At 65.2% G+C, this 25051-nt stretch carries 22 protein-coding genes and 1 pseudogene; 16 read left to right on the top strand and 7 right to left on the bottom strand.

Annotated features, from left to right (window positions below; translation table 11 throughout):
• The first annotated feature begins 4 nt into the window (after positions 1 to 4).
• The 3 genes from I6F33_RS24490 to I6F33_RS24480 all read left to right on the top strand — a co-directional run bounded on the left by I6F33_RS24490 (position 5) and on the right by I6F33_RS24480 (position 3549).
• Entirely contained in the window at positions 5 to 1156 is a 1152-nt protein-coding gene (locus I6F33_RS24490) for a DegT/DnrJ/EryC1/StrS aminotransferase family protein (RefSeq protein ID WP_225144461.1), read from the top strand.
• A gap of 214 nt (positions 1157 to 1370) precedes the next feature.
• Positions 1371 to 2897 (top strand): murein biosynthesis integral membrane protein MurJ, encoded by a 1527-nt coding sequence (murJ, locus tag I6F33_RS24485; protein ID WP_225144363.1) that lies wholly within the window; start codon positions 1371 to 1373, stop codon positions 2895 to 2897.
• A 256-nt stretch (positions 2898 to 3153) separates the two neighbouring features.
• The gene (locus I6F33_RS24480; RefSeq protein ID WP_225144362.1) at positions 3154 to 3549 is read left to right on the top strand and encodes a DUF1127 domain-containing protein; all 396 of its coding nucleotides are present in this window, start codon (positions 3154 to 3156) and stop codon (positions 3547 to 3549) included.
• 14 nt (positions 3550 to 3563) lie between these two features.
• On the opposite strand, the gene I6F33_RS24475 is transcribed toward I6F33_RS24480, so the two are convergent.
• Positions 3564 to 4028: a hypothetical protein gene (locus I6F33_RS24475; RefSeq protein ID WP_225144361.1), complete on the bottom strand. Its 465-nt coding sequence runs from the start codon at positions 4026 to 4028 to the stop codon at positions 3564 to 3566.
• A 267-nt stretch (positions 4029 to 4295) separates the two neighbouring features.
• Here I6F33_RS24475 and I6F33_RS24470 point away from each other — a divergent pair, with 267 nt between their 5' ends.
• The 4 genes from I6F33_RS24470 (at position 4296) to I6F33_RS24455 (ending at position 9166) form a co-directional block, all read left to right on the top strand.
• Positions 4296 to 4562 (top strand): hypothetical protein, encoded by a 267-nt coding sequence (locus I6F33_RS24470; RefSeq protein ID WP_225144360.1) that lies wholly within the window; start codon positions 4296 to 4298, stop codon positions 4560 to 4562.
• 199 nt (positions 4563 to 4761) lie between these two features.
• Entirely contained in the window at positions 4762 to 7071 is a 2310-nt protein-coding gene (locus I6F33_RS24465; RefSeq protein ID WP_036032067.1) for a xanthine dehydrogenase family protein molybdopterin-binding subunit, read from the top strand.
• 130 nt (positions 7072 to 7201) lie between these two features.
• Complete coding sequence (locus I6F33_RS24460; RefSeq protein WP_109143141.1) at positions 7202 to 7651, top strand: cytochrome c; 450 nt, start codon at positions 7202 to 7204, stop codon at positions 7649 to 7651.
• A 231-nt stretch (positions 7652 to 7882) separates the two neighbouring features.
• Positions 7883 to 9166, top strand: a complete 1284-nt coding sequence (locus I6F33_RS24455; protein ID WP_225144359.1) for a cystathionine gamma-synthase family protein — start codon at positions 7883 to 7885, stop codon at positions 9164 to 9166.
• A 212-nt stretch (positions 9167 to 9378) separates the two neighbouring features.
• Here the strand turns inward: I6F33_RS24455 and I6F33_RS24450 are convergent, their stop codons facing one another.
• On the bottom strand, positions 9379 to 9798 hold the full coding sequence (locus I6F33_RS24450; protein WP_036015536.1) for a CHRD domain-containing protein: 420 nt from the start codon (positions 9796 to 9798) through the stop codon (positions 9379 to 9381).
• Between the two features lie 147 nt (positions 9799 to 9945).
• On the opposite strand from I6F33_RS24450, the gene I6F33_RS24445 reads away from it, so the two are divergent.
• Positions 9946 to 10869 (top strand): cytochrome c, encoded by a 924-nt coding sequence (locus I6F33_RS24445; RefSeq protein WP_225144358.1) that lies wholly within the window; start codon positions 9946 to 9948, stop codon positions 10867 to 10869.
• Positions 10870 to 11006: 137 nt separating this feature from the next.
• Here I6F33_RS24445 and I6F33_RS24440 read toward each other — a convergent pair whose 3' ends face one another.
• Complete coding sequence (locus I6F33_RS24440; protein WP_018642903.1) at positions 11007 to 11252, bottom strand: Lrp/AsnC family transcriptional regulator; 246 nt, start codon at positions 11250 to 11252, stop codon at positions 11007 to 11009.
• A gap of 102 nt (positions 11253 to 11354) precedes the next feature.
• A pseudogene (locus I6F33_RS24435) lies at positions 11355 to 13334 on the bottom strand (PAS domain S-box protein).
• A 320-nt stretch (positions 13335 to 13654) separates the two neighbouring features.
• Here I6F33_RS24435 and thiD point away from each other — a divergent pair.
• From thiD to I6F33_RS24415, 4 genes are all read left to right on the top strand, one after another.
• Complete coding sequence (gene thiD / locus I6F33_RS24430) at positions 13655 to 14455, top strand: bifunctional hydroxymethylpyrimidine kinase/phosphomethylpyrimidine kinase (RefSeq protein ID WP_225144357.1); 801 nt, start codon at positions 13655 to 13657, stop codon at positions 14453 to 14455.
• Between the two features lie 189 nt (positions 14456 to 14644).
• Positions 14645 to 15457, top strand: coding sequence for a UDP-2,3-diacylglucosamine diphosphatase (locus I6F33_RS24425; protein WP_109143147.1), 813 nt, complete (start codon positions 14645 to 14647; stop codon positions 15455 to 15457).
• Between the two features lie 13 nt (positions 15458 to 15470).
• The gene (locus I6F33_RS24420; RefSeq protein ID WP_225144356.1) at positions 15471 to 16514 is read left to right on the top strand and encodes a glycosyltransferase family 1 protein; all 1044 of its coding nucleotides are present in this window, start codon (positions 15471 to 15473) and stop codon (positions 16512 to 16514) included.
• Positions 16515 to 16577: 63 nt separating this feature from the next.
• Entirely contained in the window at positions 16578 to 17561 is a 984-nt protein-coding gene (locus I6F33_RS24415) for a threonine/serine dehydratase (RefSeq protein ID WP_109143149.1), read from the top strand.
• 187 nt (positions 17562 to 17748) lie between these two features.
• Here I6F33_RS24415 and I6F33_RS24410 read toward each other — a convergent pair whose 3' ends face one another.
• Positions 17749 to 19572 (bottom strand): caspase family protein, encoded by a 1824-nt coding sequence (locus I6F33_RS24410; RefSeq protein ID WP_225144355.1) that lies wholly within the window; start codon positions 19570 to 19572, stop codon positions 17749 to 17751.
• A gap of 165 nt (positions 19573 to 19737) precedes the next feature.
• Here I6F33_RS24410 and I6F33_RS24405 point away from each other — a divergent pair, with 165 nt between their 5' ends.
• The 3 genes from I6F33_RS24405 (at position 19738) to I6F33_RS24395 (ending at position 21149) form a co-directional block, all read left to right on the top strand.
• Positions 19738 to 20181: an RbsD/FucU family protein gene (locus I6F33_RS24405; RefSeq protein ID WP_225144354.1), complete on the top strand. Its 444-nt coding sequence runs from the start codon at positions 19738 to 19740 to the stop codon at positions 20179 to 20181.
• Positions 20182 to 20212: 31 nt separating this feature from the next.
• On the top strand, positions 20213 to 20704 hold the full coding sequence (locus I6F33_RS24400) for an AAA family ATPase (protein ID WP_346657211.1): 492 nt from the start codon (positions 20213 to 20215) through the stop codon (positions 20702 to 20704).
• A gap of 85 nt (positions 20705 to 20789) precedes the next feature.
• Positions 20790 to 21149 (top strand): hypothetical protein, encoded by a 360-nt coding sequence (locus I6F33_RS24395; RefSeq protein ID WP_036015565.1) that lies wholly within the window; start codon positions 20790 to 20792, stop codon positions 21147 to 21149.
• Positions 21150 to 21269: 120 nt separating this feature from the next.
• Here the strand turns inward: I6F33_RS24395 and I6F33_RS24390 are convergent, their stop codons facing one another.
• A complete protein-coding gene (locus tag I6F33_RS24390; RefSeq protein WP_225144352.1) occupies positions 21270 to 22706 on the bottom strand; it encodes a hypothetical protein in 1437 nt (478 codons plus the stop codon).
• A 75-nt stretch (positions 22707 to 22781) separates the two neighbouring features.
• Here I6F33_RS24390 and I6F33_RS24385 point away from each other — a divergent pair, with 75 nt between their 5' ends.
• The gene (locus I6F33_RS24385; RefSeq protein ID WP_225144351.1) at positions 22782 to 23978 is read left to right on the top strand and encodes an MFS transporter; all 1197 of its coding nucleotides are present in this window, start codon (positions 22782 to 22784) and stop codon (positions 23976 to 23978) included.
• Here the strand turns inward: I6F33_RS24385 and dgcA are convergent.
• Complete coding sequence (gene dgcA, locus I6F33_RS24380) at positions 23948 to 24943, bottom strand: N-acetyl-D-Glu racemase DgcA (RefSeq protein ID WP_225144350.1); 996 nt, start codon at positions 24941 to 24943, stop codon at positions 23948 to 23950. The genes I6F33_RS24385 and dgcA overlap by 31 nt on opposite strands.
• Between the last annotated feature and the right edge of the window lie 108 nt (positions 24944 to 25051).

The raw sequence follows: 25051 nt of genomic DNA, 5'->3' as shown, positions 1-25051 counted from the left end.
CGTCATGAACCAGCACTTACGTTCCGAACCCATTCCCTTCATCGACGTCGCCTCGCAGCGCCGCCGGCTCGGCGCCTCGCTCGATGCGGCCGTGAAGCGCGTGATGGATCATTGCCAGTTCGTCAACGGGCCGGAGGTCTTCGAGCTCGAGAAGCAGCTTGCGGCCTACTCAGGCGCCAAGCACGTGATCGGCTGCGCCAGCGGCACCGACGCCATCCTGATGGTGATGATGGCCAGGAATGTCGGGCCCGGCGATGCCGTGCTGTGTCCGTCCTTCACCTTCATCGCGACCGCTTCGCCGGTGGCGCGGACCGGCGCGACGCCGGTCTATGTCGACGTCGACGAGACCACCTTCAACATGAGCCCGGAATCGCTCAAGCGCGGCATCGCCACCGCCCGCAAGGCCGGCCTCAAGCCGGTCGTGGTGATTCCGGTCGATTTGTTCGGCCAGCCCGCCGATCACGATGCCATCGCCGAGATCGCCACGGCCGAGGGCCTGTTCGTGCTCGACGACGCCGCGCAAGGCTTTGGCGCGAGCTACAAGGGGCGCAAGCTCGGCACCCTCGGCCACGCCACTGCGACCAGCTTCTTCCCGGCAAAGCCGCTCGGCTGCTTCGGCGACGGCGGCGCCATCTTCACCGATGACGACGAGCTCGCCGCCACCTTGCGCAGCATCCGCGTGCACGGGCAGGGCGTCGACAAATACGACAACGTCCGCCTCGGCCTGACCGGCCGGCTCGACACCATGCAGGCCGCGGTCCTGATCGAGAAGCTGAAGATTTTTGACGACGAGATCGCCGCCCGCAACAGGGTCGCGGAGCGCTATGCGCGCGGCCTGTCCAACGTGGTCACCGTGCCGCGCATCGCGCCGGGCAATACCTCAGTCTGGGCGCAGTACACCATTCGTCTTCCCAAGGGTATCGACCGCGACGGCTTCGCTGCCGCGCTAAAAGCCCAGGGAGTGCCGACCGCGATCTATTACGGCAAGTCGATGCACCAGCAGACCGCCTACAAACAGTACCCGGTCGCCGAGGGCGGATTGCCGGGTTGCGAGAGCCTGTCGCAGGACGTCGTCAGCCTGCCGATGCATGCCTATTTGACCGAGGCCGATCAGGAGCGAATCATCGCCGCCGTCCGCGGCGCGCTGGCGGGCTGAGTTCTTCCCTCTCCCCTTGCGGGAGAGGTTGGCTTCGCGAAGCGAAGCCGGGTGAGGGGTCTCTCTCCGTACGGCATGCGCTGAGAGATACCCCTCACCCGATTGAGTCTGTATCTGCCTGCGGTGCTGCCCTCTCCCGCAAGGGGAGAGGGCGCAGTAATGCGCATCGCAAGATGCATCGACCTCCGTCCGATAAGTCTCTACAACAATCCGCATGCTCGGACGCATCTTCACGGTCGGTGGTTACACGCTGCTGTCGCGGCTGACGGGGTTTGCCCGCGACATCATGCTCGCGGCGATCCTCGGTGCCGGGCCGGTGGCCGACGCCTTTTTCGTGGCGCTGCGGCTTCCCAACCATTTCCGCGCGATCTTCGCCGAGGGCGCCTTCAACGCCGCCTGGGTGCCGGCCTATGCCCATGTCCATGGCGAGAAGGGGGAGGCGGCCGCACATTTGTTCGCCGACCGCATCTTCACGCTGCTCCTGGCCTCGCAGGTGGTGCTGCTGATCGCCGCCTGGCTGTTCATGCCGCAGGCCATGAGCATCCTGGCGCCAGGCTTCGGTGAGGATGCCGAGCAGCGCAAGCTCGCGATCGAGTTGACCCGCATCACCTTTCCCTATCTGCTCTTGATCACGCTGGTGACGCTCTATGGCGGCATGCTCAACGTGATGCAGCGCTTTGCCAGCGCCGCGGCCGCCTCGATCTTCCTCAACGTCGCCATGATGATGACGCTGGCGGTTGCCGTCTGGTTTCCGACCGCAGGCCATGCCGCGGCCTGGGGCGTGCTGATCTCCGGCTTCCTGCAATATTTCCTGCTCGCGGGCGATCTCGCCCGCCATGGCGGCCTGCCGCGCTTTGCGCCCTTGAAGCTTGATGAGGACGTTCGCGGCTTCTTCAAAGCGCTCGGACCTGCGACGCTGGGCTCGATGGGCACGCAGCTCGCGCTGTTCGCCGACACCATCATTGCGACGTTCCTGCCCGCCGGTGCGCTGTCGGCGCTCTATTATGCCGACCGGCTCAACCAGCTGCCGATCGGCGTCATCGGCATCGCCATCGGCACGGTGCTGCTGCCGGAGATGTCGCGGCGGATCACCGCAAACGACCACGACGGTGCGCTGAGCGCGCAGCGCCGTGCCTTCGATTTCACGCTGCTATTCTCGATCCCGTTCGTCGCGGCCTTCCTCACCGTGCCCGATGCGATCATGCGCGCACTGTTCGCCCGCGGTGCGTTCTCCAAGGCCGATGCCGCCGCCGCCGGTGCGACGCTCGCGGCCTATGCCATCGGCCTCATCCCGTTCGTGCTGATCCGCAGTGCGGTCGCGACCTTCTATGCCCGCAAGGATACCGCAACGCCGGTCCGCGCGTCGCTGACCGGCATCGCCGTCAACGTCGCGCTGAAGGTTGCCTTGATGGGACCGCTCGCCCAGATCGGTCTCGCGCTGGCGACCGCCGTCGGCGTCTGGACCAATCTCTTGCTGGTGCTGTTCTTCGCTGTGCGGCGCGGCTTTCTCGTGCTCGACCGCGCCTGGCTGCTGTCGCTCGCCAAGTTCTTGCTAAGCGGCCTCATCCTCGCCGCCGCGTTCTGGCTGATTGCACGTTTCAGCGGCCCCTGGTTGGGCGCGATGCACTTCCGGGATGAATTGATACTGATCCTGCTCGCCGTCGGCGGCACGATCGTCTACGCGCTCGCGATCCTCGTATTGTTCGGACGCAAGTGGCTGGTCTCGCTGGTGCGGGGTTAGAGAGCACGGCATTCGCCTCCAAGCTGCAGCCAACATCGGCACATCTCTTGATTTTGCGCGATTGCGGTGGTAGGAGTCGCTCATGATCAAATGCTCGCGCAAAGTCTCCCGCGATCACATCACCCGCTTCGGCTGGGCGGTGGGAGGAGTCGTGCGCTAGGATTTCGACGACATCTTTTCCACCAGGCCCCGCCGGCATCGGACGGGGCCTTTTGTTTGGCCACGCTCCCTGCCGGCTCAACAGCAGGAGCGTCCGATGCCACCACAACTGACGAGCGTTTCATCCGAGGCCGAGCACGATGCGGCGGTGCTTCGCCTCGACCAATCCATTGCGCTCGCGAAGCAGGCCATGGACGAGGTTCTGGCGGCAGCGGCTCGTCTCAACGTGTCCGTTGCAACGCCGGGCCAAGCCTTGTCGGGGAGAGAAGCTGCCGCAGCCGCGCCGGCGCAAAGTCTCCTGGGCCTGCTCAAGCGATATTGGTCTGCTTTTGGGACGTGGCGCCTGCACCCGCGGGTCAGTTTGATGGATCTGAGCGACAGGGAGCTGATGGACATCGGCCTGACGCGCGCCGAGATCAACTATCTCGCACCTGGGCGGGAGATCGATGCGCTCAGAGATAGTACGAGGTATCTGCTGAGCCGCGGAATGTGAGTGATCGACGATCCTCACGCCGGCATATGACCTGCCGCGCGCGGGTTGAACTCGGCAAGGTCTGGCTCAATCCAGCCGTGCCGGGCCTCCCGCGAGAACAGCGCTTCGCGGCTCCAGAAACGTAAGAGTACGTCCTTTTCGGTTGCCGGGGACGCCAGCACCGCGTTGCAGGCGGCGACAATATCGCGGCGGCCGACCTCCGCGAGAATTCCTTCGATGATCATCAAGAAGGCCATCGTCATCGTGTGGTGATAGCCACGCACATCGTCGTTCACGCCGCCAGCGGCAACATTGTAGGCGCGGATCATCTCGGGGAGTTCGACCCGCCAGTCCCGAGCCGGATCAGTGGCGAGCAAGTAGCTCGTCACGATCAGATGTTCACGATGGCTGAAACGTGCCCCCGGAAGTGTACGCGCGAGGAAGCCCTCGCTCAGTTCGGCGACCTCTGCAGCATCCGTGCAGCAAATTCTGTTGCTCATGGCGGCGTCCTATGTTATCTTGGTACCAAGGTAACATTCTAGAACGGAAAAGGCAAATTGGGATCGGTCAACTCGGCCGCCCAGGCTCTGCCTGTGTGACAACAATCGTTCCGCGATCAGAGCGTCGACCCCGCAGGCGTCCGAACGAATCCAAGATTCACCTGGTCTCTGAGGACGTGAGTTGCAGGGCTGGAGACCGATGCCCGAGCAAGTCCGGCAATGGCATGATGCGACTAAACCCCCGCCTTCCGATCGAGGTCACACATTATGAACTCAGAAGCTCACAAACATTCAGTCCAACGCGTACAGACGGGAGTTCGGATCGAGAAGCGCATTCTCAAGGTCGCGAAGGGCCTCGCCGAATACCTGGATATGAGCCTCGGTGATTTGCTGGAGGGCGTTCTCCTGCATTCGTTCGAAGGCAAGACGCCGTTCGAGCCTGCGACGCTGCAACGCATTTCGACGCTGAAAGATTTGTACGGGCTGACGCTCACGGCCTCCGATGCTCATCAGCTATTTGAAGCTCGGGGGTGAGCACGAGAACAGCTAAGTGGGAGCGCTTGGCTCTCGCCGTCAACGTCACACGATCACGCTGGGACCTTGCCGAGCATTCCCGTGAGGCACGCGTGGCGCGATTGAACCTGCGACCCCTGCGCCCGCCTAAACCCGTTTGCCTTGCCAGTTTTTCCACGGCAATATGCCCACAAAACAACCATGAGAACGGGAAGATAAAATGGCGGCTCCCATCAAGTTCGGCGTTGGCCAAAGCGTGCTGCGCAAGGAGGATGACGCGCTCATCCGCGGCAAGGGCCGCTATACCGACGATTACGCGCCGCAGGCCGCGCTCCGCTGCCTGGTGCTGCGCTCGCCGCATGCGCATGCCAAATACAGCATCGATGCGAGCCGCGCGCGCGGCCTGCCGGGCGTTGCGCTGATCCTGACGGCCGACGACGTCGGGGATCTCGGCAATCTGCCCTGCCTGTTCAACCTCGAGACCGATCCCTTCACCGGCCCGCCTTACCCGATCCTGGCCAAGGACGAGGTGCGCCACGTCGGCGATGCCGTCGCCTTCGTGGTCGCCGAGACCATCGACCAGGCTCGCGATGCGATCGAGGCGATCGAGGTCCAATGGTCGCCGCTGCCCGCGGTGACTGGCGTCGTCAACGCCGTGAAGAAGGGCGCAGCCTTGGTCTGGCCCGACAAGCCGGGCAACGTGCTGTTCGACGTCTCGATCGGCGACAAAGCGGCGACGGAAGCTGCCTTCGCGAAAGCGCATGCGGTCGCCGAGATCTCCATCGTCAATCCGCGCGTGGTTGCAAGCTTCTTGGAGACCCGCGCTGCCGTCTGCGAATACGATTCCAAGCGCGACCATCTGACGCTAACGGTCGGCAGCCAGGGCAGCCACCGTCTGCGCGACATCCTCTGCCAGAACGTGCTCAACATCCCCACCGACAAGATGCGGGTGATCTGCCCCGACGTCGGCGGCGGGTTCGGCACAAAACTGTTTCCGTATCGGGAATATGCCCTGATGGCCGTCGCTGCGCGCAAACTGAAGAAGGCGGTGAAGTGGGCGGCCGACCGCTCCGAGCATTTCATGGGCGATGCGCAGGGCCGCGACAACGTCACCACTGCCAAGATGGCGCTGGCTGAAGACGGCAAGTTCCTCGCGATGGATTGCGACCTCATGGGCGACATGGGCGCGTATCTGTCGACCTTCGGGCCCTACATCCCGCATGGCGGCGCCGGCATGCTGCCCGGCCTCTACGACATCCAGGCCTTCCATTGCCGGGTGCGCACGATCTTCACCCACAGCGTGCCGGTCGACGCCTATCGCGGCGCGGGCCGGCCCGAAGCCGCCTATGTCATCGAGCGCCTCGTCGATGCCTGCGCGCGAAAGCTCGACATGACGCCGGATGCCATCCGCCGCAAGAATTTCATCCCTCCGAAGGCGCTGCCCTACAAGACCGCGACCGGCAAGGTCTACGATTCCGGCGACTTCGCCGCGCACCTGAAGCGCGCGATGGAGATCGCGGAATGGAAGGAATTCCCCAAGCGCGCCAAGGCGGCCAAGAAGGGCGGCCTGATCCGCGGCATCGGGCTTGCGAGCTACGTCGAGATTTGCGGCGTGATGGGTGAAGAGACGGCCAACGTCCGCCTCGATGCCAATGGCGACGTCACCGTGCTGATCGGCACGCAATCGAGCGGGCAGGGCCATCAGACCGCCTATGCGCAGATCGTCGCCGAACAGTTCGGCGTGGCGCCCGAGCGCGTGCATGTTCGCCAGGGCGACACAGACGAGATCGCGACCGGCCTCGGCACCGGCGGCTCGGCCTCGATCCCCTCCGGCGGCGTCAGCGTCGAGCGCGCCACGCGCGAGCTCGGTTCGAGGCTGAAGGAGATCGCGGCACAGGCGCTCGAAGCCAGCGCCGGCGACCTCGAAATCTCCGAAGGCGTGGTGCGGATCGCCGGCACCGATCGTTCGATCTCGTTCGCCGATCTCGCCAAGCGGCCCGGGGCCGATCCGTCGAAGCTGAACGGCAGCGCGACCTTTGCCAGCGCCGACGGCACTTATCCCAACGGCACCCATGTTGCGGAGGTCGAGATCGATCCGGCGACCGGCATCATCAAAATCGTCAACTACGTGATCGTCGACGATTTCGGCAAGACGCTCAATCCGCTGCTCTTGGCCGGCCAGGTGCATGGCGGCGCCATGCAGGGCATCGGCCAGGCCTTGATGGAGCAGGTGGTGTATGGACCGACCGACGGCCAGCTCATCACCGCGACCTTCATGGACTATGCGCTGCCGCGCGCGGCGGACGGGCCGGCCTTCGTGTTCGAGACCCACAACGTGCCGTGCAAGACCAATCCGATGGGCGTGAAGGGGGCCGGCGAGGCCGGCGCGATCGGCTCCTGTCCGGCCGTGGTCAACGCCATCGTCGATGCGCTCTGGCGCGAGTACAAGATCGACCACATCGACATGCCGGCAACGCCCGAGCGGGTGTGGGTTGCGATCAGCGAGCATCACCGCCGTCACAGCTTGTGAAGCCGCGCTCCCCCGCGCGCACGGGAATAAACGCGCCGCGCGGGGTTCTACCTATGATGGGTCCCGGCTTCACCAGAAGCCGGTGACAGTCTCATTCCCCGAACGTCTCGAGAGCCGGAGAAACGAACCAATGAAACGGACGATGATTGTCGCGGGCGCCCTCGTGCTGGGCGCGGGCGCCGTCATGGCGCAACAGGAGATTGCCGTCCAGCAGGACAATCTGATGCGAGCGATCGCCAAGAATCAGTATGGCGTGCTTCAGAAGATGAGCAAGGGCGATATTCCCTTCGACAAGAAGGCTGCCGATGAGGCCATCGCCAGCATCGAGGCCGATGTTGCCAAGATCGCCAAGACCTTCGAGATCAATCCCAAGCAGGATGTCGTCAACGCGACCTACGGCTCGTCGCCGAAGGTCTGGCAGAACAAGGCCGATTTCGATGCCAAGATCCCGCCGGTGCAGAAGGCGATCGCCGACGTCAAAGGCAAGATCACCAATGTCGCGGGCCTGAAGGCGGCCTACACGGCGATCAACGACCGCTGCAATGATTGTCACGAAACCTATCGCGTGAAATTGAAATAGCGGGGCGCAGTTAACGGGCTACCAAGGACTTCGGAAAGGGCGGTTGCGAAAGCAACCGCCTTTTTCTTGACCGCGGCCCGCAGGAACTTCCGTCCGCAAGGCCTGACGGATTGCCGCGAGAGCGGCTATCTTTGCGCCAACGGCCGTGCGCTCACACGAGTCTCCTCCCGGCATCCTCACGTCGGGATTCCCAGCGCGCGGCGAGCACCTCGATCAACAGCGAGACAGGCCATGGCAAAACCGTTCCCCTCCAAGACCCATATCGGCAATCATATGCTGCATCCGGAAACCCTGATGCTGACCTATGGCTATGATCCGCAATTGTCCGAGGGCGCCATCAAGCCGCCGGTGTTCCTGACCTCCACCTTCGTGTTCAAGACCGCCGAGGATGGCCAGGACTTCTTCGACTACGTCGCCGGACGGCGCGAGCCGCCGGAAGGCATGGGCGCCGGCCTGGTCTATTCGCGCTTCAATCATCCCAACAGCGAGATCGTCGAGGACAGGCTCGCGATCTACGAGCGCACGGAGAGTTGCGCGCTGTTCTCGTCCGGCATGGCAGCGATCGCAACCACGATTCTGGCCTTTGTTCGCCCGGGCGATGTCATCCTGCACTCGCAGCCGCTCTATGGCGGGACGGAGACGCTGCTGACGAACACGCTCGCGCGCCTGTCGATCGGCGCCGTCGGCTTTGCCGACGGCATCGACGAGACGGCGGTCAAGCAGGCCTCGGAGGAGGCCATGGGCAAGGGGCGGGTTTCGATGATCCTGATCGAGACGCCGGCCAATCCGACCAACGGCCTCGTCGACATCGCAATGATCCGCCGCATCGCCGATTCCATCGGCAGGGCCCAGGGACACACGCCGGTCATCGCCTGCGACAACACGCTGCTCGGGCCGGTGTTTCAGCGGCCGATCGAGCACGGCGCGGATCTGTCGCTGTATTCGCTGACAAAGTATGTCGGCGGTCATTCCGACCTGATCGCGGGCGCCGCGCTCGGATCGAAGGCGATCATGAAAGGCATCAAGGCGCTGCGCGGCGCCATCGGCACCCAGCTCGATCCGCATTCGTGCTGGATGATCAACCGCTCGCTCGAGACGCTCAGCCTGCGGATGGAGAAGGCCGATGCGAATGCGCGGCTCGTGGCAGACTTCCTGCGCGACCATCCGAAGGTCGCCAGGGTGCACTACCTCGGTCACCACGAGCAGGGCTCGCTGTCCGGCCGTGTGTTCGCGCGGCAATGCCTGGGCGCGGGCTCGACGTTCTCGTTCGACATCGTCGGCGGCAAGGAGGCGGCGGTGAAATTCCTCAACGCGCTGCAGATCCTCAAGCTGGCGGTGAGCCTTGGCGGCACGGAATCGCTCGCAAGCCTGCCGGCGACGATGACCCATTCCGGCGTTCCCGCCGACATCCGCCAAAAGATCGGCGTGCTCGATTCCACGATCCGGCTGTCGATCGGCATCGAGAACCCGTCGGACCTGATCGCCGACCTCGCGCAGGCGCTGAACGCGGCTTGAGCACGGTCAGAGTCGTAGCGTCGTAGCCCGGATGGGGCGCAGCGAAATCCGGGGACCTGTCCGCAACGCGCAGGGCTCCCGGATTGCACCAACGGGCGGCGCTTCGCGCCGACCGTTGGCTCCATCCGGGCTACGAAGTTGCTTGGAATCGAAAAGGCCGGACGCTCCCTCCTTGCGTCCGGCCTTTCCGCGACGAAGCCCACGTTTTCGCTTTACTTCGTCACCTGACCGCGGATCTCGCCGGCCGGGTTCGCCGCGGTATGGATGTTGATGTAGTACTTGCCGCCGAGCAGATCGGCGGCCTGCGCGTCGGTGAGCGTGGCTTCGCCCTTGACCGGGCTCGAGGCTGCATTCGGGATCGGGACCGCGACGCCGGCGTTCTTGCCGGCTTCGGCAGGCCCGTGGAAATGCGCGGCGGTGGCGGGGCCCGAGAGGCCGGAATAGGTGACGGTCCAGGACAGCTTCTTGCTGGCAGCGTCGTAGTCCAGATCGGCCGTTCCGGTCGCGCTGCTGGTGTTGGCGGGGACTTCGGATTTGCCGTCCAGCGTCGCCTTCAGTTTCTCCGCGCTGGCCGGGGCGGCGAACGCAACGGCGGCTCCGAGTACCAGTGTGGCAAAAACGGCTTTGGTCATGGCTTTCTCCTGTTGACGCCTGATTGCTTTTCAAACAGTGCGTCATGCGGTTTATTCCGGCATTACATCCGGGCCGTCTAAAATATTCGTGGTTGGATCGAGCGCGGCATGACCCTTAAGTTCGCGCGTTCACGATGGAATGATCGAATGTTGCGACGAACGCTCCTTGCCGCCCTGATCGCCGCCGCCGCGGCGTTCGCACTCTATTGGTGGTTGACCGCCCCGGCCGTGCTGGCCTTGCCGGCGCCGACACGCAACCCCGATCTCGCCAACGGGCAGGAGCTGTTCAACGCCGGCGGCTGCTCGTCCTGTCATGCCACCCCCAATCAGCCCGATCGCCTGCGGCTCGGCGGCGGGCTGGCGCTGGGCTCGCCGTTCGGGACGTTCTACATCCCCAATATTTCCCCCGATCCCGCCTACGGGATCGGCCGCTGGAGCGAGGCCGATTTCGTCAACGCCGTGATGCGCGGCATCTCGCCCACGGGCACGCACTATTTCCCCGCCTTTCCCTACACGTCCTATCATCTGGCCAGTGTCGACGACGTCCGCGATCTCTTTGCCTATCTGAAGACGCTTCCGTCGGTGTCCGGCACAGTGGGCGACCACGCGCTGCCGTTTCCGTTCAACATCCGCCGCAATGTCGGCATCTGGAAGCTGCTGTTCATGGACACCGCGCCGTTCGTCGCGGACGCCGCGCGCTCGCCGCAATGGAATCGCGGAGCCTATCTCGTGAACGCTTTCGGCCATTGCGCCGAATGCCACAGCCCGCGCAATGCGCTCGGCGGCATCATCGCCAGCCAGCGCTTTGCCGGTGGGCCCAATCCCGAAGGGGAGGGCTGGGTGCCCAACATCACGCAGCAGGGCATCGGCAACTGGAGCGAGAAGGATATCGCGGATTTTCTCGAGACCGGCGACCTGCCCGAGGGCGACAGCGCTTCGGGCGCGATGCGGGCGGTGATCAAGAATCTGGCGCAACTTACCGCGGAAGACCGCGCCGCGATGGCCGCCTATCTGAAGTCGCTGCCGCCGGTGCAGGGACCGACACCGCCCAAGCGCAAGGAGGGCGGCTAGCGCTGCCGGCGCTTCGGCCGTTGTTTTGCGCGTGATCTAAAGCGCGATGAGATTGGGATGAATCATCATCGCGCTTTAGGTTGTTGTTTACGCATGATCTTTCCGGAAAACCGCTTCGCACTTTTCCGGATCATGCTTTAGCCGGTGCCGAACGCCTTGAAGGTGATGATGGTGAGAGTGTCCTGGATGCCCGGCAGCACCTGCACCTTCTCATTCACGAAGTGGCCGATGTCGGTATCCTTGTCGACGTAGAACTTCACCAGGAGGTCGTATTGGCCGGCCGTGGAGTAGATCTCGGAGGCGATCTCGGCTTCGGCAAGCGCATTGGCCACCGTATAGGACTGGCCGAGCTTGCACTTGATCTGAACGAAAAAAGGAACCATCGCGGGCACTCCGAAAGCGTATTCTACCGGCTAATAGGCCAAAACCGGCTGGATTTAGCAAGCGAACTTGCTGGATCATCCGAGGTGCATTCGGGCGCGATGCTAGGATGGGACCACTGCGGCGGCCAATGCATCCCTCAGGCGCTGGGCGAGCTCGACCTTGCGGTAGGGCTTGGTCAGCACGACCGCTCGCGCCTGCGCGCGGCCCTGCTCGACCAAGGTCTCCAGCGCGTAGCCCGAGGTGAACAGGACCGGCAGGCCGGGACGCACCCGCCGCGCCTGATCGGCGAGCTCCCAGCCGCTCATGCCGCCCGGCATCACGATATCGGTGAACAGCAAGTCGATGCCGGGATCGCCCTGCAGCTGCTGCAAGGCATCCTTGCCGTTGACCGCGGCGACGACGCGATATCCGAGCGCTTCCACCCTGCGAATGACGGAGGAGCGGACGAACGGATCGTCCTCGACGATCAGGACCGTCTCGTAGCCTCGCGGCGCCGTGTCCTCGCCGTCGGGAAGATCGGCTTGCGACCTACCGGTGCTCGCGCGCGGCAGGTAGATCCTGGCCGTGGTCCCAAGGCCAGCCTCGCTGTAGATCGAGACATGGCCGCCTGATTGCTTGGCAAAGCCATAGACCATGCTGAGGCCGAGGCCCGAGCCCTTGCCGACCTCCTTGGTGGTGAAGAACGGCTCGAACGCGCGTGCGGCGACCTCCGGCGTCATGCCTTCGCCGTCATCGGTAACCGCGATCAGGACGTAGCTGCCGGGTGCGACCTCCCGGTGAACGGCACCGTCATCATCCTCGATCGTGATCAGCTCCGTGGCCAGCGTGAGGTGGCCTCCCGATGGCATGGCATCCTGCGCGTTGAGCGCGAGATTGAGCACGGCGGATTCGAGCTGCGCGCGGTCGGCAAAGGCCAGGATCGTGCCGGGCCCGGAGGTCGTCCTGATCTCGATGTCTTCGCGCAAGGTGCGCTTGAGCAGCTTGAACATGGAATCGAGCAGGCTCCGGCAATCGATCGTCTGAGGCCGCAGCAATTGGCGGCGGCTGAAGGCGAGCAGGCGCTGCGTCAGCTCGGCACCCCGTTCGCCCGATTGGCAGATGTCGTCGGCAAAGCGCCCGAGGTCGGGCCTCGCCTTGAGCTGCTCGCTCAGGTGCTCGGCATTGCCGATGATGACGGTCAGCAGATTGTTGAAGTCGTGCGCGATGCCGCCGGAGAGCTGACCGACCGTCTCCATCTTCTGCGCCTGCTGAAGCTGCTGCTCGGTCAGCTTGCGCGCGGTGAGGTCGTGGACGATGCCGACGAAGATCAATTCGCCGTCCTGCCGCGCCTGGCCGACCGACAGCTCCATCGGAAACGTCGTGCCGTCCTTGCGCAGGCCGACGGCCTCGCCGCCGGTCGCGAAATGCCGCGCCTAGCGGTCGGATGCTGCATCCGCCTCGGGCATCAGCATGCCGACGTTGCGGTTCATCACCTCGTCGGCACGGTAGCCGAACAAGCGCTCGCAGGCCGGATTGAACAGCAGGATGCGGTCCTGCGCATCGAGCAGGATGACGCCGTCGACCGCGGTCTCGACGATCGCGGTGAGGCGCGCCACGCTCTCGCGCATCGCGCGCTGGGCGTCGCGGACCTGCTGCAGCAGCAGCGTGGCGTCGCGGCTCTTGATTTCCTCCTCCTCGAGCGCGGCCTGGACCTGTCGCAGCTCGAACGGCGAGGGGATCGTGAGGATCTTCGGCAGCAGCGGCCAGAGCGCGGCGGCGGTGAAGACCGACGCGACCGCCGTGGCGGCCTTGAGCATGCCCTCGATGCCGTAGATCGGAACCCAGAGCGTATAGATCGACAGCACGTGGGTCAGGCCGCACGCCATGATGAAGATCGCGAACGCCCAATAGACCCAGCCGAATTTGAGGTCGCGCCGCTTGGTGACGAGGATGGCGAGGGCGAACGGGATCGAGAAATAGGCGGCGGCAATGCTGGCGTCGGAAACGACGTGAAGCCAGATCAGCTGAGGCTCCCACAACAGGCAGATGCCGTGCGGCGACAGCATGGACGAGTCGAGGAGACGTTCGAAGAAGGCCCACATCGTTCCACCCCAAGGAGTCTTGTTCAGGTGGTTTGCGGGGCCGGCGGCCCGCAACATGGGGGCGCTGGACGGTTCCACCACCTGACGTCTCGCGTAACCGGCGAAGCACGCTAAGGTACGCGACTATAGCAAGGGTCCGGCGCCGTTGCATTTCCAAGCCCGCATCATTGCGGGCCTTGGTCCGCGCGGTGTCCGACTGATTCGCAAGGCGCGCAATCGGTTCGCGAATCACGCCTGGCGGCGGCCCGGCGCGCTTGCTGACGTTCCACGGTCGCGCTACGAGTGGCCATGGCGGCCTCCTCAAGCACATGTCTCCCGCGATGACGACCACGGTCGCACTCACCATCGCCGGTTCCGATTCGAGCGGCGGCGCCGGCATCCAGGCGGACCTGAAGACCTTTGCCGCGCTCGGCGTCTATGGCGCCTCCGTGATCACGGCGCTGACGGCGCAGAACACGCGCGGCGTGACCGGCATTCACGCGGTGCCGGCCGGGTTCGTCACCGAGCAGATCGACGCGGTGTTCTCCGACCTCGACATCGGTGCGGTGAAGATCGGCATGGTGGCCCAGGCCGCCAGCATCGATGCCACCGCGGCCGCGCTGTCGCGCTGGGCGCCGCGGCATGTCGTGCTCGATCCCGTCATGGTGGCGACCTCCGGCGACCGCCTGCTCGCCGCTGAAGCCGTCGACGCCCTGCGCACCAGGCTGATGCCGCTGGCTGCCGTGATCACGCCGAACCTGCCGGAGGCTGCGGCCCTGCTCGATGCGCCGGTGGCGGCGAGCGAGGCCGACATCGAAAGCCAGGGACGCCGCCTGCTGGCGCTGGGCTGCCGCGCCGTCCTGATCAAGGGCGGGCACGGGGAGGGCGCCGAGAGCACCGACTATCTCGTCACTGCCGAGACCGCGATCGCGCTCGCCGCGCCGCGTGTGGCCACCCGTAACACCCATGGCACCGGCTGCTCGCTGTCCTCCGCCATCGCGGCCGGGCTGGCCAGGGGCGAGGACCTCGAGGCCGCCGTGCGCAACGCCAAGGCCTGGATCAGCGCCGCGATCGCCGCCGCCGACCGCTTCAGCGTCGGCCACGGCCATGGGCCGATCCATCATTTCCACAAGTTCTACTGAGGCGGGCTTGCTTCGCCTGCCCCGCAAGCGGGGAGGGAGCGCACCTACCCTGCGGCGCCATGTCGCCTGATTGTCGCATGCGACTGATATTCGCGGGGAGGGCGAGGCAAGGCGTGATTCGTATTTGAAGGTGCCTCAAGGGTTCAATCGGTCATCCCCCTGTCACGGGACATTGTTACAGGCTGGCGCATGGGAAGTTACGATGTGAGTGACGAGAGCCCGGAGCGGCGCTTTCGCACGTTGTTCATCTCCGACGTCCATCTCGGGGCCCGCGGTTCACAAGCCGATCTTCTGCTCGACTTCCTGCGCTACCATGATGCCGATACGATCTATCTCGTCGGCGACATCGTCGACGGCTGGGCGCTGAAATCGAGCTGGCACTGGCCGCAATCGCATAACGACCTCGTCCAGAAGCTTTTGCGCAAGGCGCGCAAGGGCGCCAAGGTCATCTACATTCCCGGCAATCACGACGAGTTCCTGCGCAACTATTACGGTACGCATTTCGGCGGCATCGACGTGGTCGAGAACACGGTTCACACCGGCGCCGACGGCAAGCGCTATCTCGTCATTCACGGCGACATCTTCGATCTCGTGGTGCAGAACGCGCGCTGGCTCGCCCATCTCGGAGACAAGGCCTACGACTTCGCGATCCAGATGAACCGCCTGGTCAACTTCTTCCGCCGCCTGTTCGGCGTGCCCTATTGGTCGCTGTCGCAATGGGCCAAGCAGAAGGTCAAGAACGCCGTCAACTATATCGGCGCCTTCGAGCAGGCGCTCGCCGCCGAGGCGCGGCGTCACCAGGCCGACGGCGTGATCTGCGGCCACATCCACTACGCCGTGATCCGCGACGAGGCCGGCATCCGCTACATGAATTGCGGCGACTGGGTGGAGAGCTGCACCGCCCTGGTCGAGCATGACGACGGTCACTTCGAGATCATCACCTGGGCGGATCAGTTGCGGAAGCCGGAGCAGGTGCCACAGGTCGCAGCCAGAGCTGCATAACAAGGACCACTTGATGCGCATCCTGGTCGCGACCGACGCCTGGCACCCGCAAGTCAACGGTGTGGTTCGGACGCTGACCAAGCTCTCTGACGCTGCAAAAGCGCTCGGCGTCGAGTTCACGTTCCTGACGCCGCAATCGTTCCGCACCTTCGCGATGCCGAGCTATCGCGACTTGCGCCTCGCCATGCCGCGCCCGGCCCGGATCGCAAGGCTGATCGAGGAGGCGCGTCCCGACAGCATCCACATCGCGACCGAAGGGCCGATCGGCCTGATGGTCCGCCGCTATTGCCGCCAGCGCAAGCTGCCGTTCACGACCAGCTTCCATACCCGCTTTCCCGAATATGTCCGCGCCCGCGTGCCAGTGCCGGGCTCGCTGATCTGGCGGGCGCTGCGGCGCTTCCACAGCGCCAGTCGCGCCGTGATGGCGGCGACGCCGGCGCTCGCGCGCGAACTGACCGAGCGCGGCTTCGACAATGTCGTGCTGTGGCCGCGCGGCGTGGACACCACGTTGTTCCACCCGCGCGTCATCGATCTCTGCCTGCCGGCACCCGTGTTCCTGTCGGTCGGCCGCGTCGCAGTCGAGAAGAATCTCGAGGCGTTCCTCGACCTCGACCTACCCGGCACCAAGGTGGTCGTCGGCGACGGCCCGGCGCGCGCCTCGCTGGAAGAGGTCTACCCCGATGCGATCTTCCTCGGCGAGAAGCTCGGCGAGGAACTGGCGGATATTTACGCGGCCGCCGACGTGTTCGTGTTCCCGAGCAAGACCGACACTTTCGGCCTGGTCCTGCTGGAGGCGCTCGCGAGCGGCCTGCCGGTCGCGGCCTTCCCCGTGAAGGGTCCCCGCGGCGTGATTGGCGATGCGCCGGTCGGCGCGCTCGATCACGATCTGCGCAATGCCTGCTTCGCGGCGCTCGATATCTCCCGGCAGGACTGCGTCGCGTTCGCCGCCAACTACACCTGGGAGGCCTCGGCAACGGTCTTTATCGACAGCATTTTGGGGGTCGGGGCGGTGCTGCCCGGCCGGACCGGCGCGGAACAGCCGCGTTTCGTGGCTTGAGGCAAGAAATCCTCTCGCGGAGGTGTCTTGCCCGGGCCTGATTGGCCGCGATAGCATTCCGCCATGACCGAACAGGCCCTTCCGGTCGGCCCTGCCGACATCGATGCCGCAGCGCGCGTGATCGCGCCTTACGCCATCCGCACCCCGCTGTTGTCCTTCCCCGTGCTCAACGAGCGCGTCGGTGCGAAAGTGTTCCTGAAGCCGGAGATGCTTCAGCGCACCGGCTCGTTCAAGTTCCGCGGTGCGTTCAACAAGGTGTTCTCGATCCCGCAGGACAAGCGCGCCGGCGGCGTCGTCGCGTTCTCCTCCGGCAACCACGCCCAAGGCGTGGCGGCGGCGGCAAAGATCCTCGACATGCAGGCCACCATCGTGATGCCAGCGGACGCCCCGCTGTCGAAGCGCGAGCGCACCAAATCCTACGGCGCCGAGGTCGTGCTGTACGACCGCGACAAGGACGACCGCGAGGCGATCTCGCGCGGCATTGCCGAGAAGCGCGGCGCGACGCTGGTCAAACCCTACGACGATCCGTTCGTGATCGCAGGGCAGGGCACCGCCGGCCGCGAGATCGCCGAGGACATGGCAACGCTCGGCCTCGGCCCCGACATCGTGGTGGCGCCGGCCTCCGGCGGCGGCTTGATCGCGGGTGTCGCGACCGCCGTGAAGGCGCGCTATCCGCAAGCCGAGATCGTGGTCGCCGAGCCCGAGGCCTTCGACGATCACGGCATTTCACTCAGCGCAGGCCATCGCGAGCCGCATCCGCCGGCCGGCCGCACCATCTGCGATGCGCTGATGGCCCTGATGCCGGGCGAGATGACGTTTGCGATCAACAGCAAGCTCTTGGCGCGCGGCGTCACGGCGTCGGACAAGGAAGTCGGCGCGGCGGTCGCCTTTGCCTATCGCGAGCTGAAGCTGGTGGTGGAGCCCGGCGGCGCGGTGGGGCTTGCTGCGCTACTCGCGGGCCGCCTTGATGTGGCCGGCAAGAACGTCGTCATCGTGCTGTCAGGCGGCAATGTCGATGCGGATCTGTTTGCGGAGCTGGTGGCCTGATCGTCATTCCGGGGCTCGCGCAGCGAGAGCTATGATGCGCAATTGCGCATCTGAGAATCCATAACCACGATCGGGAGTATGGATTCCGGGCCTGCGCCTTACGGCGCATCCCGGAATGACCAAGAACAGACATGAAGAAGGGGCAGAGCGTTTCCGCTCTGCCCCTTTGTCGTCTCGCTCGCCGCAATCAGTGCGTGAAGCCGCCGCGACGGTTGCCGCCATTGTTCATGCTCGGCGCTTGGTTCATCGACTGCCGGAAGTTGTTGTTGCTGCTGACCATGCGGTTCGGCACCGTGTTGAGCTGCGGACGGCTCGTCTGCACGTTGGTCTGCACCTGCACCTTGTTGACCGGGCTAATGTTGGGCCTCACGATGCCGGTGTTGCCGTTGTTGACGCGGATCGGCTGGTTCTGCGTCTGAACGTTGGCCGGCTTCACGTCGATCTTGGTGCTGCCTTTGCCGACATTCACCGGCATGCTCACGATCTTGGGCGGAGAGCCGTTGCCGGCATTGTTGCCGCCGTTCTGCGGCTTGCTGGTCGCAGGCAGGGTCACGATCTTGCCGATGCCGACCTTGCCGTTGACCGTGTTGGTCGGCGCAGGCAGCGTGACGATCTTGCTCGGGGTCTGCGGCGGCGTGCCGTTCTGCGGGTTCGGCTGGTTGTTGCCCGCAGGCAGGGTGACGATCTGTCCGCCATTGCCGAGCTTGCCGACGACATTGCCGTCGAGCGGCTTCTGCACGACCGGCAGATTGCCGTTCACCTGCGCGCCAGTGCCCTGCTGCATCAGCGGCATGTATTTGGGCTGGCCGAGATTGCCGATCTTGATCGTCGGAGCAATGGTCTGCGGCGCCAGGAACTTGGTCGCCTGCATCAGGGGGATCTGCTTCGGCTGCACCTGCAGCTTCAGCGCGACCTGCGCATAGGGACTGTTGCCGTAGCTGTCATAGAAGCTCTTGTAGGCGAGCGGCGAGTTGGCGAGCACCGCCTTGTGCCAGGCCTGCGAGATCAAGATGTTGTTGAGCAGCCAGCGGATGTGGTCGCACAGCGGGTCGTGCGGGTACATCCGGATGAACTCCTGATAGTACTCCGGACGGCCCTCGGACACGACGTAGTCATAGGCCTGGCGGGTGGAGCGGCTCGGCAAATTGGAGGCCATCTGCACGACCGGCGCTTTCACCGGCGCGCGGTTGGCGGCAACGGCGGTGTCACCGAAGAAGGTGAAGTCGCTCGTCAATGACGAGCTCTCCCACGGAATCTGCGCGCCGCTGGTGGTCTGGTTGACCTGCAGGCGCACGCGCTTGAACAGCTGCTCGATCGGCACGTTGGGCTCGCGCGCGACGTTCAGGAACGCCTGTGTGTACGGGCTGTGGCCATTGGTGCCGTCGAGCGCCTCGGCACCTGGCGCGGTCGAGTAGCCGACGATCGAGCCGTTCGGCGCATCGACGATTGCCAAGCCTCGGCCGGCGTCGTTGATTTCAGGGAAAGGGTTGTTGCGGCAGGCATCGAGGATGACGATGCGCATGCGGCTCGGGATCGTCTCCAGCGTCGACATCACGTCGACGAGGCGCAGCGAATTGTTGACCAGCTCGGTCGGGCTGGAAACCTTGGCGTCGACCGGAACGAGATAGTTCTCGCCGGCGAGCTGCACGCCGTGACCGGCGTAATAGACCATCGCCACCGTGTTCGGACCGCGCGAGGCGACCTTGGCGGAGAAGTCCTGGACGACGCGGAGCATGTCGTTCTGGGTCAAGTCGGTCGCGGCGACCACTTCGAACCCGGCGGAGTTCAGGAACTGCGCCATCGACTGGGCGTCATCGTCGGGATTCGCAAGCTGCGGCGCGTTCTGGTAGTTCGCATTGCCGATCACCAGCGCCACCCGCTGCTCCGGGCCTTGCAGGGCGGTGGGGGCAGGCTGAACCGGGGCGACTTGCGCGGAAACGGGCCCGCAGGCGAAGCCGAACAGGCTTCCCAGCAGGCTCGCCGTCATGAAAAAGGGCTTTAGGCGGAACATGGCGTGCTCCTTTGGCACTCATCTCGATGCGAGATTGGTTGCGCGCAAGCTTGGCCGCGTTCGAGCCTTGCGGTCCGTGATCCCTGTCACCATGCTGGCCTCCGTGATCTGAATCACGCTCGGAACCTGCTATGGTTAGCGATCGATTGGGAGGACGTCCGCCACATGCTGAAATCGATCGATCCGATCCTCACCCCCGATTTGCTCTGGCTGCTCGCCGCGATGGGCCATGGCGACGACCTCGTGTTCGTCGACGCCAATCACCCCGCCACCCGGATCGCGCAGAGCACCTCATCGCAGCGCCTGATCCAATTGCCGGGCATGACGATGGAAACTGCCATCCGGGCCATCATGTCGGTCTATCCGCTCGACGATTTCGATCCCGATCCGGTGCGTGTGATGATGCCGGTCGACGATCCCGACCGCGTGCCCGAGGTGCAGCGCGCCGTGCTCGCGGAGATCGCACGTGCGGCTGGCCGGCCGGTCACGCCCGGCAAGCTCGCGCGTCCCGATTTCTATCGCGCGGCAGCGGCAGGCCGTGGCGTCGTGCAGGTCGGTGACAGCAGGGGCTATGGCTGCTTCCTGATCAGGAAGGGCGTGATCAGTTAGGAATATCATGAAGCATCCATCCTCACTGATCGTGTTCGGCGGCCTTCCAGGTACCGGCAAGACGACGATCGCTCGCGAACTCACCGCCAGGCTGGCGGCGACCTATCTTCGTATCGATGCGATCGAGCAGCCATTGCAGGACGCAGGTTTCATCGTCGGCGCAGCAGGCTATGCCGTTGCCAACACGCTTGCCGCCGAAAACCTCAAGCTCGGGCGCATCGTCATCGCGGACTGCGTCAATCCCGTGCTGGCAAGCCGCGCCGGATGGCGGCAGACTGCCTTGCGAACCGGCGCAGGCATCGTCGAGATTGAAGTGATTTGCAGCGAACCGGCGTTACACCGGCAGCGCGTGGAAAACCGGCTGCCCGACATTGACGGTCACAAGGTTCCAACCTGGGATGACGTCGTGAGCCTGACTTACGAGCCGTGGGATCGGGAGCACTTGGTGCTCGATACGGCCGAGAGTTCGCTCGACCATGTCCTGGACCGCGTTGAAGCGCATGTGCGCGACAAGATCGGCTAGTCGTCTTACTGGCGTTTGGTGGGACGAAACGCCTCGCACTCGAATTTGAGTGGCCTTCTCGCATCCGCCTGTCTATCGTCGATTCATGTCTCGCCTTCTGTGTCTCTTCGTTGCTGTCGTTCTGTCGCTGCTGCCCGCCGTCGCACCCGCCGAGCCCGTGCAAAAGCGCCCCAAGCCGGTCTGGAAGGGCTACGGCTTTCTGCCGGGCTATCGGCAGCCGCTCAGCAACAGCATCCCGCTCTACAAGCAGAAAGACGCCATGCGCCGCCTGTCGCGCGCCGACCGTCGCCATTGGTACATCGACCCGGTTCCGCAATATTATCGCTGGGACGGCGAGTGGCACTATTTCGGCCGCCCCGGATTCAACGGCGGCCGCTACAACGGCGGCAGCTATGGCCCGTGCTGGACGCGCACGCCGATCGGTCCGATCTGGAATTGCGGGTGAGGCGCTGACGTCGCCTACGCGTCATTGCGAGCGCAGCGAAGCAATCCAGAATCCTCCGCGGAGACAGCCTGGATCGCTTCGCTGCGCTCGCAATGACGGTGTGGGGGGAGTGCGCGCCCCTTACGAAAAGAACGCGATCTTCTCGGCCTGGGTCATGCGGCGGATCGGGGCGAGCGGGTCGTTGGCCGGTGCGCGGGGTTTTTGCAAGATGCCGCTGGCGAGGATGGTGGCGCCGAGCGAGGCGTCGGACATGGACGCGGACATGGACGCGGGCAGGGGCGAGGGCATCGGCAGCGTCGCGGTCGGGGCTGCCGCCAATGATGCTGCGGCCGCCACGGCGGGCGCCTGCTGCTCCATCACTTCGGCGGCGGCTTCCGCGATGGCGTCGGTGAGGCGCGCGAGCGAGTCCAGCGCGATCGGCGCGTCCGCGGCGGGCTCTTCGGCGATGGCTGCGAGGACAGGCTCGGCTGCGACCGGCTCCGGCTGTTCGGTAGCAATGGACGCCACGACATCCGAGGGCGCGGGCTCCGGCGTCGCGGCTGCCATCTCCACCGGCTCGATGATCTCGTCAAACTCGGGATCGGGCGCGGCCATCTCCATCGCGATGGCCTCGAGGATGGCTTCGTCCTCGGCCTCGGCTGCGGCGTCGAGCGAGAACTCCTCGCTTGCTTCCGTCAAGGCCTCCGGCTGAGCGGCCGGCTCTTCAAACGCGACGGCTTCGAGCTCGGCATCATCAGGCGCGAGGTTTTCGAGCGCCGCGCTTTCGGCAGGGATTTGGCTTTCGGCCGCGATCCCCTGTGCGGCAGCCGCGTCCATGGCCTGCTCGGCGATGGCGGAGGTTTCAGCGACGGCCGCTGCTTCGACGGCCGCATCGAGTTCCGGAGCTGCCGCGATCTCTTCGCGCGTCTCCGTAAAAGCCACGGATGCATCGCCCGCCATCGCCGCCATCTCGACGGGCGAGGCTTCTGCGACTGATGACGGCGCCTCCTGTGCCGGAGCAGGCGCGGCCTGCGGCGTTGCGTCGCCGTCGAGCTGCTCGACTCGATCCTTCAGCAGATCGAACGCGGCTTTGAGCTCGATGCGGGGATCGAGGGTCGAGATCTGCCCGCAGGCGGCCTCGATCGAGGCGAGCTGCGAATCAATGAGGTCGCAGATTCGCCCGTCGGCGCCGATCTCGCGCCAGCGCCAGGAGATCTCCTTGATGATGCGTACCCCGCGCGGGATCGGCGCGAGACTCGCCTCGATCGCGCCGGGATCGACCGCGGCGAGCGCGATCGTCTCGGCCTCGCGGATGGCGCGGCGGATCTCGACCAGCGCCTCGGGCAAGCGGTCCTCGACGACCGGTTGCCGCTGTGCCGCAAGGGTTTCCTCGATTTTGGCGACCGCATCCAGCACCATGCTTGTGTCGGCATTGCGGTTGCGCTTGGCATATTCGCCGAGGAACCAGCGGCCGCGCGCGGTCTCCATGAAGGCTTCGCGGATCGCGTCGTAATCCTGCTCGTTCGGCGCGGCCGCGCGGGCAGACATGGGCGAGAGGGCGAATGCTTCGTTGGCCATGACAATCTCGTCGCGCAAATCAGTGCGCGTTACTGTAACGATCACCACGATATCGACCGAATCGCAATTGGTTTGATGCAGTCCGAATCACAAATCCCCATCGCGGCAGCGACGAAGCGGCGATTCGCCGTGAGCCTCGCCGTGTTCTATTCGGCCTTTTTTGCGGTCCTGGGCACGCATGTGCCGTTCTTCCCGGTCTGGCTGAAGGCGATCGGCATCGACGCTGTCTGGATCGGCATCATCGCCGCGCTGCCGGCGATCACGCGCTTCACCACGCTGCCGCAAGTGACCGCTTTTGCCGAAAAGCGGCAGGCCATTCGCGCCGCCATCATGGTGTCGGCGCTGGCCACCGCGATCGGATTTACGATGGTCGGCCTGCAGCAGCAGCCGCTGGCGCTGTTCCTGATCTATGCGCTGACCTGCATGGTGTGGACGCCGACGATGCCGCTGACTGATGCCTATGCGTTGCGCGGTGTCGCTCGCTACGGGCTCGATTACGGACCCCTGCGGCTGTGGGGGGCGGCGGCGTTTGCCGCCGGCTCGCTCGCCTGCGGCTATCTCGTCGACGTCATCGCTCCGCGCGACCTGATCTGGGTCATCGTGGCCTGGGCCGTCGTCGCGGTCGCAGCCAGCCTGCTGCTGCAGCCGCTCGACGATCTCAGGCGGAGGACGCCGGAGCGGCATGCCGGCAAGCCGCTGCTGCGCGATGCAGACTTCTGGGCCGTGATCGCGTCGGCGGCGCTGATCCAGAGCAGCCACATCGCCTTCTACACCTTCTCGGCCATCAACTGGCAGCTGCAAGGCATCAGCGGGCTGACCATCGCGGTGCTGTGGACGCTCGGCATCATGGCAGAGATCGTCGTGTTCGCGCTGTCGCCGCGCTTCTCGCTGCAGCCGTCCACGCTGATGGCGATCGGCGGCGTGGTCGCCGTGCTGCGCTGGATCGTCACCGCGAGCGAGCCGCCGCTCGTGCTGCTCGCGATCGCCCAGCTCGGCCACGGCTTCAGCTTCGGCCTGACCATCGTCGGCACCATGAACCTTTTGGCGCAGCGCGTGTCTTCGCATGAGATCGCGCGCGGGCAGGGCTATTACGCCGCCTGCAACGGGCTCCTGGGGGCGGCGACGTCGATCGCATCAGGCGCGATCTACGCCCGCATCGGCGACAATGTCTATTACGTCATGGCGGCGATGGCCGCTGCCGGTGCCATTCTGATCTGGTCGGCGCGGCATCGCCTCACGGCTCAGCCCCAGAGCGAAACATCCGGCGGGTAGACCAGGCTGCCGTCATAACGCAGGCCGTGGTCGCGGTCGCGCGCCAGCAGCAAGGGGCCGTCGAGATCGACGAAGCGCGCCTGGGGCGTCACCAGCATCGCCGGCGCCATCGACAGCGAGCTCGCGACCATGCAGCCGATCATGATCTCGAAGCCGAGCGCCCGGGCAGCATCGGCCATGGCCAGCGCCTCGGTGAGGCCGCCCGTCTTGTCGAGCTTGATGTTCACGGCGTCGTAGCGTTCGCGCAAGGGCGCAAGCGAAGAGCGGTCATGCACGCTCTCGTCGGCGCAGACCGCGAGGGGGCGCTTGATGCGCGCCAGCGCTTCGTCGCGGCCTGCCGGCAGCGGCTGCTCCACCAGGGTGACGCCCGAAGCGGCGCAGGCGGCGAGATTGGCCTCCAGATCGGCCTCGGTCCATGCCTCGTTGGCATCGACGATCAGCTCGGCCTCAGGGGCGGCCTTGCGCACGGCCGCGATGCGCTCCGGATCGCCGTCGCCGCCGAGCTTGATCTTGAGCAGCGGACGGTGCGCCGCTTTGGCGGTCGCGGCGGCCATGGCCTCGGGGGTCGCTAACGAGATCGTGTAAGCCGTGGTGCGCTCTTCCGGGGCCGGGCGGCCCAGCAGGTTCCAGGCGCGCAAGCCCGCCGCCTTGGCCTCGAGGTCGATCAGGGCGCAATCCAAGGCGTTGCGGGCCGCACCTGATGGCATTGCGGCCTGCAGGGTCTCTCGCGTCAGCCCGCCCGCGACGGCCTCCTGCATGGCCTGGATCGCGGCCAGCGTCGCCTCCGGCGTCTCGCCGTAGCGGGGATAGGGCACGCATTCGCCGCGGCCGGTCAGGCCGCCCCGGCTGACCTCCGCCACGACCGTGACGGCCTCGGTTTTGGCGCCCCGACTGATGGTAAAACTGCCGGCGATCGGGAAGCGCTCGATTCGCGCCGCCAAAGCTGCAAATTTCATGGAAGTCATTTTGAACTCTGGCGAAATCTGAACCTGCTAGTTACCTCTAGCAACTAACATTAACCCTTGGGGATACCTTCTCTGGGTAAGGGCGCGTGCGCAATCATCTGATTTTCT

Source organism: Bradyrhizobium sp. BRP20, from assembly GCF_020194215.1.
GTDB lineage: Bacteria > Pseudomonadota > Alphaproteobacteria > Rhizobiales > Xanthobacteraceae > Bradyrhizobium > Bradyrhizobium yuanmingense.
The sequence above is the reverse complement of the archived record's forward strand: the minus strand, read 5'-3'. Positions and strand labels throughout refer to the sequence as shown.

Excerpts from the sequence above, each read along its gene's own strand:
- I6F33_RS24415 (WP_109143149.1), top strand. The coding sequence starts at position 16,578 with ATGACCGAACAGGCCCTTCCGGTCGGCCCTGCCGACATCGATGCCGCA.
- I6F33_RS24390 (WP_225144352.1), bottom strand. The coding sequence starts at position 22,706 with ATGGCCAACGAAGCATTCGCCCTCTCGCCCATGTCTGCCCGCGCGGCC.
- I6F33_RS24395 (WP_036015565.1), top strand. The coding sequence starts at position 20,790 with ATGTCTCGCCTTCTGTGTCTCTTCGTTGCTGTCGTTCTGTCGCTGCTG.
- I6F33_RS24425 (WP_109143147.1), top strand. The coding sequence starts at position 14,645 with ATGGGAAGTTACGATGTGAGTGACGAGAGCCCGGAGCGGCGCTTTCGC.
- thiD (WP_225144357.1), top strand. The coding sequence starts at position 13,655 with ATGACGACCACGGTCGCACTCACCATCGCCGGTTCCGATTCGAGCGGC.
- I6F33_RS24480 (WP_225144362.1), top strand. The coding sequence starts at position 3,154 with ATGCCACCACAACTGACGAGCGTTTCATCCGAGGCCGAGCACGATGCG.
- I6F33_RS24410 (WP_225144355.1), bottom strand. The coding sequence starts at position 19,572 with ATGTTCCGCCTAAAGCCCTTTTTCATGACGGCGAGCCTGCTGGGAAGC.
- I6F33_RS24455 (WP_225144359.1), top strand. The coding sequence starts at position 7,883 with ATGGCAAAACCGTTCCCCTCCAAGACCCATATCGGCAATCATATGCTG.
- I6F33_RS24445 (WP_225144358.1), top strand. The coding sequence starts at position 9,946 with ATGTTGCGACGAACGCTCCTTGCCGCCCTGATCGCCGCCGCCGCGGCG.
- I6F33_RS24490 (WP_225144461.1), top strand. The coding sequence starts at position 5 with ATGAACCAGCACTTACGTTCCGAACCCATTCCCTTCATCGACGTCGCC.
- I6F33_RS24470 (WP_225144360.1), top strand. The coding sequence starts at position 4,296 with ATGAACTCAGAAGCTCACAAACATTCAGTCCAACGCGTACAGACGGGA.
- murJ (WP_225144363.1), top strand. The coding sequence starts at position 1,371 with ATGCTCGGACGCATCTTCACGGTCGGTGGTTACACGCTGCTGTCGCGG.
- dgcA (WP_225144350.1), bottom strand. The coding sequence starts at position 24,943 with ATGACTTCCATGAAATTTGCAGCTTTGGCGGCGCGAATCGAGCGCTTC.
- I6F33_RS24450 (WP_036015536.1), bottom strand. The coding sequence starts at position 9,798 with ATGACCAAAGCCGTTTTTGCCACACTGGTACTCGGAGCCGCCGTTGCG.
- I6F33_RS24405 (WP_225144354.1), top strand. The coding sequence starts at position 19,738 with ATGCTGAAATCGATCGATCCGATCCTCACCCCCGATTTGCTCTGGCTG.
- I6F33_RS24420 (WP_225144356.1), top strand. The coding sequence starts at position 15,471 with ATGCGCATCCTGGTCGCGACCGACGCCTGGCACCCGCAAGTCAACGGT.
- I6F33_RS24460 (WP_109143141.1), top strand. The coding sequence starts at position 7,202 with ATGAAACGGACGATGATTGTCGCGGGCGCCCTCGTGCTGGGCGCGGGC.
- I6F33_RS24475 (WP_225144361.1), bottom strand. The coding sequence starts at position 4,028 with ATGAGCAACAGAATTTGCTGCACGGATGCTGCAGAGGTCGCCGAACTG.
- I6F33_RS24465 (WP_036032067.1), top strand. The coding sequence starts at position 4,762 with ATGGCGGCTCCCATCAAGTTCGGCGTTGGCCAAAGCGTGCTGCGCAAG.
- I6F33_RS24385 (WP_225144351.1), top strand. The coding sequence starts at position 22,782 with ATGCAGTCCGAATCACAAATCCCCATCGCGGCAGCGACGAAGCGGCGA.
- I6F33_RS24440 (WP_018642903.1), bottom strand. The coding sequence starts at position 11,252 with ATGGTTCCTTTTTTCGTTCAGATCAAGTGCAAGCTCGGCCAGTCCTAT.